The organism is Acidaminococcus fermentans (genome assembly GCF_009696675.1).
GTDB lineage: Bacteria > Bacillota > Negativicutes > Acidaminococcales > Acidaminococcaceae > Acidaminococcus.
In genome coordinates this window covers 1-9,696 of record NZ_VULN01000028.1, presented here as the reverse complement: position 1 = coordinate 9,696, position 9,696 = coordinate 1, and the positions used below count along the sequence as shown (strand labels likewise).

Here is a 9,696-nt window from a genome sequence, read left to right as displayed (position 1 = left end):
TGAATATATTATTGATTACAATGCTAATCGTATTCATTCGGGTATCGATTATGTAACCCCGAATGAAAAATACAAACAATTAGCAGGGTAGAAAAATGTCACGGTTCTATGTGTCTAAATACCTTGATACTTTTCAGAATCTGAACCTGGAAGCTGACAAAAATGGAGAGATTGGGGCAACGCCTCAATCTCTCCATTTATATATCCGTACTCTTTTCTTCTTCTCCACCTCCGTGGCCTTTTCCTGCACCTCCTGATCTTCTTCCGAATCCCACAGCAGTTCGAACCGGGGATCATTTTTCAGGTTCACATACAGGGGGTCCAGATCGGTGGTGAGAAAATGGGTGAAGGGATACCGGGTGACAAAATCCCGATAATCCAGTTTTCCGGAAATCAGGGAACAATATTCTTCCATCACGTCTTTCTGGTGGTTCAGTTTGGTCTTGAAGACTTCGGCCCGGGTATCCATGTAGCAGGGAATTCCCTGGAATTCTGCATAGGGACCATCGTTGTATCCTGTCCACAGGCAAATGGGACTTCCATTGGCGTCCTGTTGAATCACATCCACGCTTTTGGCAAGAACGAAATCTTCTCGGGGCAGTTGGAGTTTTGCTATGGAAAAAGGAACCAGCAGCAGTAAAGCAAGAGCTGCAAACAGTGTCCGGAGGTTTGGACGCAGTGTAAGGGGATTCAACCGCTCTTTCCAAAGTATCCGGAAATTCCATACTGCCATCAGCAACAGGATTCCAAAAGCACCCAAAAAAAGAGGGCAGCGGTCGGAGGTTACCTTTGTTTGCTGAAACAGTGCCCAAGTGCCGAACAAAGCCGCCGTTCCCAACAGAAGAACCATCCGGCGGGTTTGGGGCCAGGAAGAAACACTGACAGTGGCATGGAAATCTTTGTGATCGGCCAGAATGTCAGCCAAGGGAAAAAGTCCGGCCACTAAGAAAAGAAAGGAACTCCGGTTGGCCTGAAGTGCCATGAACCCAGTGCCCAGAGCCAGCAGCTGCTGCCGCAGAGGAAGAGAATGGCGGGCATAGATGGCGGTGCAGAAAAACAGAAGAACAAGTATTATGACCAGATAGGGGAATCCTGGATCCATACTCAGGGGATGCATCTCGGATACCAATTGGTTAATGTCCTTATATCCATAGGAATTGAAGGCATAGGTCATGGATTCTGTTCCATACGGGCTGCAGAAGCCGCCTGCCACAATGGCGGCAAACAGCAACAGGAAATCTTTGGCTTTCCAGGTCAGTTCCCATTTGCTAAAGGGAAGATGGGGACCCACCAAGGCTTCGAAGGTATAGGGCAGCAGGAAAACCGTAAACATGGGCCACATGGCTCCATGGAGGTTGACCAGGAGAACGGACAGCAAAAAGAACAAAGGAATCAGGACCCGGGGCACACGGGGCTGGTTGACAGATCTTTCCAGCAGATAAATTTCCAGAAGAAAAATCAGGCCGGACATGGTCTGGGGACGCTGGAACAGATAGCCTGCGGACAGCAGGAGAAGCCAAAGCAGCAGGAAAAAACGGACAGAGCCCGAAATTTGTCTGATTTTCAACTTTACCAGCCGGACATAGACAAAAAAGAAAAGGGCTGCCATAATCCAGTTGTAAGCAATCATGGCTTTCAGACCGCCCAGCTTGTACAGTTTCCACAACCCCAGATCAAAGAGCCATTGATGCATGACAAAATGGAAGTTCTGATGGATGGTAAAGGGCTCCACATGGGGGATGCCAAATTGTTCCACATACCGGCCGCTGTTCAGCAGAAACCAGCCATCATTGTCAAACCGGTTGGTGAAAATCACTACAACCAATAGCATCAGAAAAGCATAGACCAGAGATCCCATCTTATTTTTCATGGTTCTGTCCTCTCTGTGTTTCCGTTTCCTGGTACTCCTGTTCCGTATTCACCTGCCACAGAGCAGTTTTATTGGTTTCGCCCTGGCGAATCAGATCCACGGCAGTGAGGGCGGAGAGCATGGAATGGTCCATGTTGTTGTACCGGTGCTGGCCGTTCCGGCCCATGCAGTAGAGATTGGGGATGGTGTCCAGTTCCTGCCGGAGCCGGGGAAAATCCCGGTAGCTGCCATAATAGGCCGGGTAGGCTTTTTTCATCCGCACCACATGGCCTTCCTGTACGGCACCGGGCCGGATCACCTGGATGGTTTCCAGTTCCTTGGCGGCAAAGGAAATAAAATCACTGTCGGTCATGGACCACAGGGCGTCCCCTTCCTGACAGAAATATTCCAGGCCGATCCACAGGGTGTGGAGGGGATCCCGGACCAGGTAGGGGGACCAATTGTTGAAGATCTGGAGCCGGCCCAATTTTACGTACGGTTCCTGGACATAGATCCAGCAGTCCGGGACAATATGGTTGAGGGTGGGATGGTCCGTTTCATTTTTCAGTTCCAGCCGGTCCACCAGGAGCCCGGCCGTCATAAAGTCCCGATAGGGGAGGGTGGCAGCGGTTTCTCGGGCTTCCGGGGAGAGCCAGTCCTGGGGCAGCCCCGCAGCCAGGTCTTTTACCGGCATGGTGGAGAGGACAATATCCCCGGGCACCTGGTGCAGCTTCCCCTGCTGATCCCGATACTGGACGGCGGACAGGGTCTTTCCCGGGCCGCTGGTGAATCCGGTGACTGTGGCTCCCATGCGGATTTCCCCGCCCAGACGGAGCACTTCGTCCCGGAGGGTTTCGTAGAACTGGCCGGGGCCGAATTTGGGATAGAGGAACCGTTCGATAAGGGAGGTCTGGACTTCCTTGGGCTGGATGTGGAAGGTCCGCTGGAACAGGTCCTTCAGCACGGCACCGATGGAAATGCCCTTGATCCGCTGGCTGCCCCAGTCGGCAGAGAGGTTTTTGGGAGAAAGGCCCCAGACCTTTTCCGTATAGCCGGCGAAAAAGGTCCGGTAGAGTTTTTCTCCGAACCGGTTGATCATGAAATCTTCCAGGGTATTCTCCGGCCGTTTGTGGAAGCAGGAATACAGGTAGGAACAGCCGATTCCTGCCATGGCAGGGATCCCCAGGTTCCGGATGGTGGTCCGGTTCAGGGATACCGGGTAATCGAAGAATTTGTGCCGGTACAGGATCCGGGATACCCGCTGGCGGTCCAGGAATACCTGGTCCGTCTCTTCCGGATCCAATCCCTGGGGATCCAGGGTGCAGGAACGATGGAGCAGCCGGTCGTCCAGAGCCGGGGCGGAGGCACGGGGCATGAGACTGTCCCACAGGGCCTGGACACGGGAGTCTTTGGTGAAGAAACGATGGCCGCCGATGTCCATCCGGTTGCCGGAAAAGTTGACGGTACGGGAAAGGCCGCCCACCTGGGTATCGGATTCCAGAATCAGGGGGTGAATGGATGTGGTGCGCAGAAGTTCATAGGCAGCCGTAAGCCCCGCCGGCCCGGCCCCAATGATTACAGCCTGTTTTGTCATGTGCGGTCCCTCTTTTGTCAGTGATTTAAATAACAGTCAAAACTGTTTTTATTATATACGATTGTGGAAGAAGAAGGAAGAGGGCCCTTTTTCATACGATTCCTCAGCCAAACAGTGGTACAACCGGTGTAAATGTGGTAAAATAGAGAAAAATATTCACAATTCGGTCACGTGACCATTTGTGACGGATAGGAACAGGAGGAGGACGGTTTGGGGATGTTGCCGTCTTTTTCCGGGGAACGAAGGGGGAGCATTGTGAAGAAGCTGGAGAAACTCACTGAAATCATCGAAAAAATGTCGCCTCGGAAGCTGCTGCTTCTGTGCGGATCCGCAGCACTGGCTGTGTTCCTGCTGCTGTATGTGATCCTGTCCGCCCTGTTTCCGGACCAGAACAATGGAAAGGTGGCGGCAGGGAATGTAACCGTGGTGGAAGCGGCCCGGGACATCGCGCCTCAGACCGTCCTTACCGACGATATGCTGAAAACCGTGGAAGTGCCCGCCAACCTGGTGCCCGCCGGTGCCCTGACGGACAAGAAACAGGCTCTGGGCAAGAAAACCGGCATCGACCTGTTTACCGGGGATATCCTGACGGAACGGAAGCTCACCTCCCACGGGGGCGGCTTTGTAGGGATGATCCCTGACGGTATGCGGGCGGTTTCTTTCGGGGTCAATGACGTGACCGGGGTTTCCGGCTTCGCCAAACCCGGGGACAAAGTGGATATCCTGCTGGTGACGGACAAGGAAGGAAACGGGATTGTTTCCAAGACCCTGCTGAAGGATGTACTGATCCTGGCAGTGAACAAAAGCTCCGACCGGCCCCAGGGTACCACCACCCAGACCAGCGGCAGCAACGGGAAACAGACCATGCCCAACGGCAGCCAGCCCACCGGGAACACCGGCAGCACCGGATCCATGGGGACGCCTTCTGTGGTGACCGTGGCCCTGACTCCTTATGATGCAGCCAAACTGATCGGCTCTTCCCGGATCGGCCAGCTCCAGATGATGCTCCGGCCGGCGGACGGCTCTGCCGAAGACAAATCCATTGGATATTATGTGATCCCTCTGCCCAACAGTCCGGCCAGCGCCCCTGCGCCGGCACCGGCACCGGCTGTCCAGCGTGACTATACGCCCCGGCCGGTTCCCCAGGCACCGGCAGCTCCTTCCGGAGACGGCGGGGGAGATGCTGACGGACTGTCGGGAATTGAAGTCATCCGGGGAACCAGTGCTACCAGGGGGAAATGAACATGATCAATTACAGTAAACGCATGGGCCTCCTTGTTACGGCGGCCATTCTGGGAATGACGGGACAGGCGTTGGCTGCCACCACCCTGAGTGTGGCGGTGAACGGGTCCCGATATATGGAAGCCTCCGGGATCACCCGGCTGGCGGTGGGGAATCCGGAAATCGCCGATGTGCGGCTCCTGTCCGGGAACGATTTCCTGCTGGTGGGGAAAAAGCCCGGTTCTACCACTCTTTTGGTGTGGAGCGACAACGGCCGGGAAGAATACAATGTATTTGTCTCCGGCAGTGATGCAGGGACGGCCCAGGCCATCCAGGAAGCCATCGGCTATCCGGAGGTCCAGGTGCAGATGATGAACGGCAAGGTGCTGCTCCGGGGCCGGGTCCAGAACCAGTATGAACACGATTCCGCCATCAAGGTGGCCCAGATGTATCTGGGCAGCGGGGGCGGCAGCACCTCCACCGCTCAGGCGGGAGGAAAGGAAGGCACCACAGCCCAGGGAGGGAGTACCGATTCCAACATCATCGATATGCTGGATATGACGGAGCCTACCCAGGTGCGGCTGGTGGCCCAGATCATCGAAATCAACACCTCGGCGGAAAAAGACCTGGGAATCCAGTATTGGTCTCCCACTCTGGGGGATAATACTACCGGTGACAGCAATTCCTCGGATATTACCCGGGGGACGCCCGGTCTGTTCTACGCCGGGGAAAACTTCTACAAACAGCGGGGGAGCTTCGGCTGGTTCGGCAGCCATCTGTCCAACCTGAACGCTTCTCTCCAGGCCCTGGTCACCAGCGGCAAGGCCCGGATCTTGTCCCGGCCTTCCATTACCACCATGAGCGGCCAGAAGGCCAAAATCCTCATCGGGGGCCGGATCCCCATTCCCACCTCTGCCGGTGACGGACAGATTGCCATTGACTGGCGGGATTACGGGGTGAAGCTGGACATCGAGCCGGTGGTGGACGCGGACAACAAAATCACTTCCAAGGTCCATGCGGAAGTATCCACCCTGGATTACGGCCACAGTGTGAAGGAAAACGATTTTTCCATTCCGGCCATTGCGTCCCGGGAAGCGGAAGCCATGATCAACGTCCGCTCCGGCATGACCATGGCCATCGGGGGCCTGCTGAATTCCGAAGACAGCAAGTCCGTTTCCAAAATTCCGCTCCTGGGGGATATTCCCATTATCGGCCAGTTCTTCCGGCATACTTCCACCACTCGGGACAACCGGGAACTGCTGATCCTGATCACCCCGCTCCTGGTAGGGGACGATTCCCCGGTATCCATGAGCCAGCGGATGAAGGAGAATTACGAGGCATCCGAACGGTATGAACGGAATGCGGAAAAAGTGGATGTGAATACCCCTGTGAAACCGGGGAACGACAAGCAGGAACGGGATATCTGGGGCGGCCGTCCGGAGGAACATCCGGATACGGAGATCCTGGAAGAAAAGAAAGCACCGGAACCACCTTCCCGGCTGCTCCGGACCACTGACGAAAAGGGCGAAACCGTCCTGGTGCCTCTCTCTGAAGATGATTACCAGCTGCGGAAAGAAAACCTGAAAGTGGTAGGGGTGGAAAAACCCAACGGGGAAATCCAGCTGGACGAACCGGAAGCCCGGGAAGCAGAGAACAAAGGACGGAACACCGGAAAAGAACCCCTGCTGGTGGAAAAGAAGAAGCCGGAACCTCGGCGGACCACCAGCTTTAGGGAACGGGTCCGGAAGCTCCAGCAGGAGTACCGTGACCAGTGGCAGAATCCCACCCGGCCCTGAATGATTGCATGATAAAGAACCAGAAACAGCAGGAGGCTTGAAGCTATGGAAGGCAGGAAAGGGACCCTATTTACGGTTTTCAGCACGGCCTATGCCGTGGGCAAAACGCTGCTGGCCATCAACATTGCAGCGGAACTGGCCCGGCAGGGACTGAAAGTGTGCCTGGTGGACCTGGATCTTCAGTTCGGGGATGTGTGCTATTATCTGAAGCTGAACCCGGAACGGACCATTGCAGACGCCCAAAAATCCATGGAAAAGAATCCCAAGGATACGGTGGCGGTGGAATACCTGACCCGGTACCAGGAAGGGAACACCGGGTTCGATGTGCTGGCCAATCCCAAACTGCTGGAAGAGGCCTACAACATGGACAACAATATCATCAAATCCCTGGTGCTCCAGCTCCAGCTGGAATATGATTATGTGATCTTGGACACCACCTCCACTTTCAGTGCTTTGAATCTGTCCATAATGGACCTGTCCACCCTGATCAACTTTGTGGGGATCGTGGACTTCATTCCCACCATCAAGAACATGAAGCGGGGATCGGATACCCTGAAGGAACTGGGATATGACGACAGCAAGATCCGCTATGTACTGAACCGGAGCAATGCCAAGACCCGGATCGATGTGGAGGATGTGGAATCCATTCTGGGGAAGCATTTCGATTATGTGCTGCCCAATGATTTCCAGACTGCCCAGGAATCCATCCGCACCGGAGTGCCCTGTATTTTGGGCAGCCGGCATACCCTGCTGGCCCAGGGAATGGCTTCCATGGTGGATGGGTATGTGCATCCGGAAAACGAAGCCCGGGACAGTCGGGGGGACAATTCCGGAGGCGGCTGGCTGAGCCGTATCTTTTCCTGAGGAGGCATGAACCGTGGGTTACAGAACCGTCCTTATTGAAGAAAACCAGGTGATGCAGGAGAGGCTTTCCAGCGTCATCCGGAATACGCCGGGGTTCGAGCTGAGCGCCCGGTACCGGAATGCGGGGGATGCCCTGGGACAGATGCAGGCCTTCAAGCCGGAACTGATCCTGCTGGACATCGACCTGGACCGGAACAGCACCCTGCTGCCGGATCTGAAAAAAGCCTATCCACATACGGTGATCATCGGCATGAGCCGCCGGTGGGATGCAGAGGCTCAGTCACGGCTGCTCCAATCCGGGGCCGGGGGCTTTATGGTGAAGCCTTTTTCCGGGGAAGAGCTCCAGGAAACCCTGAAGAACCTTCAGAACACTTCGGCTTCCAGAAATTCGGAAGTGATCGCCTTCTTCAGCCCCAAGGGGAAAAGCGGGAAAACCACCCTGATTGCCAACCTGGGGGCGGCCCTGGCCCAACAGACCGGGGAGCCGGTGGCCATCATCGACGGAGATCTCCAGTTCGGGGATATGGGGGTGTTCTTCAACCTGACCCCCCAGAGCACCATTGTGGAGGCCATCCGGGATATTTCCTTCCTGTCTCCGGTTACTTTGAAATCCTATTTCGTCCCGGTGAATGAGGAACTGTCCGTATTGTGCGGGGCGGCCAAACCGGACCTGGCGGAAACGGTGACCATGGAAGGCATCACCAGCCTGATCGAAATGGCCCGGGGAATCTTCCGGTATGTGCTGGTGGATCTGTCTTCGGGATTTTCCGATGTGGCCTGCACTGCCTGCGAACTGGCGGACAAGACCCTGGTAATGGCCATGGTGAACGGGGGCTACGAAGTGGAGCATATGAAACGGGCCCTGGAGATTTTCAAAGCCTGGGAGGATTGCGACCGGCGGGTGAAGCCGGTGTTCACCCGGGTGAATCCCTGCACGGAAGAAGCCCGGAAGGAATTTTCCCAGGCCTTGGGCTTCCCGGTGTTCCAGGTGCTGCCCAACGAATACCTGGCAGTGTCTTCTGCTGCGGACAATGGCCGGCTGCTGCTGACCCAGGCCCCGGAGAATCCCTTCTCCCAGGCGGTGGAGCAGATGGCCGGGACCATAAAAAACTGGTGAATTTTCTTCCATCTTGACAGTTGTGAACAGGCTCATCCATGGTATAATACAGATAGAAAGGAGTAAAAAAGCATGATTGGTCTGGTAGCTCTGCTTTTTGCCTTTCTGTTCTTCCTGGTGCTTTACGCCGGTCTTTCCGTCTATATCCAGCGGCGGCGGGAAGTGTCCCAGCGGATCCAGCAGTATGCAGGATATACCCCGGCGGAGGTCCGTCGGGCAGGCTTTTTGGAAATCCTCCGGACTAAGTTCCATGAACTGTTTGCGGAACGGGTCCGGCGGCCAGGGCGTCCCTGGAACCGGAAAAAACTGGACCTGATGATGATCCAGGCCGGGCTGCCCCTGTTGGGGAACGAATACTTGGCCATTTCCGGGGGACTGGCGGTGCTGGTGTTCCTGGTGACAGCCCTTATGGGCCGGAGCCTGGTGACCGGGCTGCTGGGAGGTATCCTGGCCATCTTCGGTTCCCTGATTTTCCTGAAACGGCGGATCAATCGCCGGAAAGAAGCCTTTGAACGGCAGCTGGCGGATTGCCTTACCCTGGTATCCAACTCCCTCCGGGCCGGGTTCTCCTTTCTCCAGACCATGGAGATCATCTCCCGGGAAATGCAGCCTCCCATGTCCACGGAATTCGCCAATGTAATGCGGAACACGGCCCTGGGCCGGACTGTGGAGGATGCTCTCCAGGAAATGGACCAGCGGGTGGGGAACGAGGACTTCTCATTGGTAATCACCGCCGTATTGATCCAGCAGCAGGTGGGGGGCAACCTGGCCACCATCTTGGATACCATCCGGGAAACCATCAGCGAACGGATTCGGCTCCGCCGGGAAGTGGGGACACTGACGGCACAGGGAAAATTCTCTGGAATTGTGCTGACCTGTATTCCAGTGGCTTTGGGATTATTTTTTGCGGTAAGTTCTCCGGAATATCTGAAACCGCTCCTGACCACCAGTATAGGAAAAATGGCCATCGGCGTTGCGGTGGTGATGGAAATCATCGGCTATCTGCTTATCAGCCGGATTGTGGACATCAAGATTTAATATGTCCCCTGAATTTTGGTAAAAAGGGATTTCCCCTTTTTATAAATATTGCAATTGTACCAGTTCACTGAAGGAGGTGAAAACTATGATTTGCACTTGTCAACAAAAATTGGACACAAAACTAAAAAAATCAGGCATAAAAAACGAATCGATGTACAAGATTCATCAACTTTTCTGACATCCTTCAAGCTTGTTAGACAAACCATGCCATCGATAA

7 protein-coding genes are annotated in these 9,696 nt (G+C 55.0%); 5 read left to right on the top strand and 2 right to left on the bottom strand.

The genetic code is table 11. From position 1 onward, the window contains the following. Window positions 1-184 precede the first annotated feature (184 nt). Entirely contained in the window at window positions 185-1,870 is a 1,686-nt protein-coding gene (locus FX155_RS11330) for a hypothetical protein (RefSeq protein ID WP_154488802.1), read from the bottom strand. After that, on the bottom strand, window positions 1,860-3,443 hold the full coding sequence (locus FX155_RS11325) for an NAD(P)/FAD-dependent oxidoreductase (RefSeq protein ID WP_154488800.1): 1,584 nt from the start codon (window positions 3,441-3,443) through the stop codon (window positions 1,860-1,862). The genes FX155_RS11330 and FX155_RS11325 overlap by 11 nt, the downstream gene beginning before the upstream one ends. 216 nt (window positions 3,444-3,659) lie before the next feature. On the opposite strand from FX155_RS11325, the gene cpaB reads away from it, so the two are divergent. From cpaB to FX155_RS11300, 5 genes are all read left to right on the top strand, one after another. Then, window positions 3,660-4,685, top strand: a complete 1,026-nt coding sequence (gene cpaB / locus FX155_RS11320) for a Flp pilus assembly protein CpaB (protein WP_229778539.1) — start codon at window positions 3,660-3,662, stop codon at window positions 4,683-4,685. Between the two features lie 2 nt (window positions 4,686-4,687). Further along, the gene (locus FX155_RS11315; RefSeq protein WP_195839662.1) at window positions 4,688-6,460 is read left to right on the top strand and encodes a type II and III secretion system protein family protein; all 1,773 of its coding nucleotides are present in this window, start codon (window positions 4,688-4,690) and stop codon (window positions 6,458-6,460) included. A gap of 45 nt (window positions 6,461-6,505) precedes the next feature. Then, window positions 6,506-7,324, top strand: coding sequence for an AAA family ATPase (locus FX155_RS11310; protein ID WP_154488796.1), 819 nt, complete (start codon window positions 6,506-6,508; stop codon window positions 7,322-7,324). Between the two features lie 13 nt (window positions 7,325-7,337). Then, window positions 7,338-8,441: a response regulator gene (locus FX155_RS11305; RefSeq protein ID WP_279127302.1), complete on the top strand. Its 1,104-nt coding sequence runs from the start codon at window positions 7,338-7,340 to the stop codon at window positions 8,439-8,441. A gap of 72 nt (window positions 8,442-8,513) precedes the next feature. Beyond that, a complete protein-coding gene (locus FX155_RS11300) occupies window positions 8,514-9,479 on the top strand; it encodes a type II secretion system F family protein (RefSeq protein ID WP_154488794.1) in 966 nt (321 codons plus the stop codon). The last annotated feature ends 217 nt before the right edge of the window (window positions 9,480-9,696 follow it).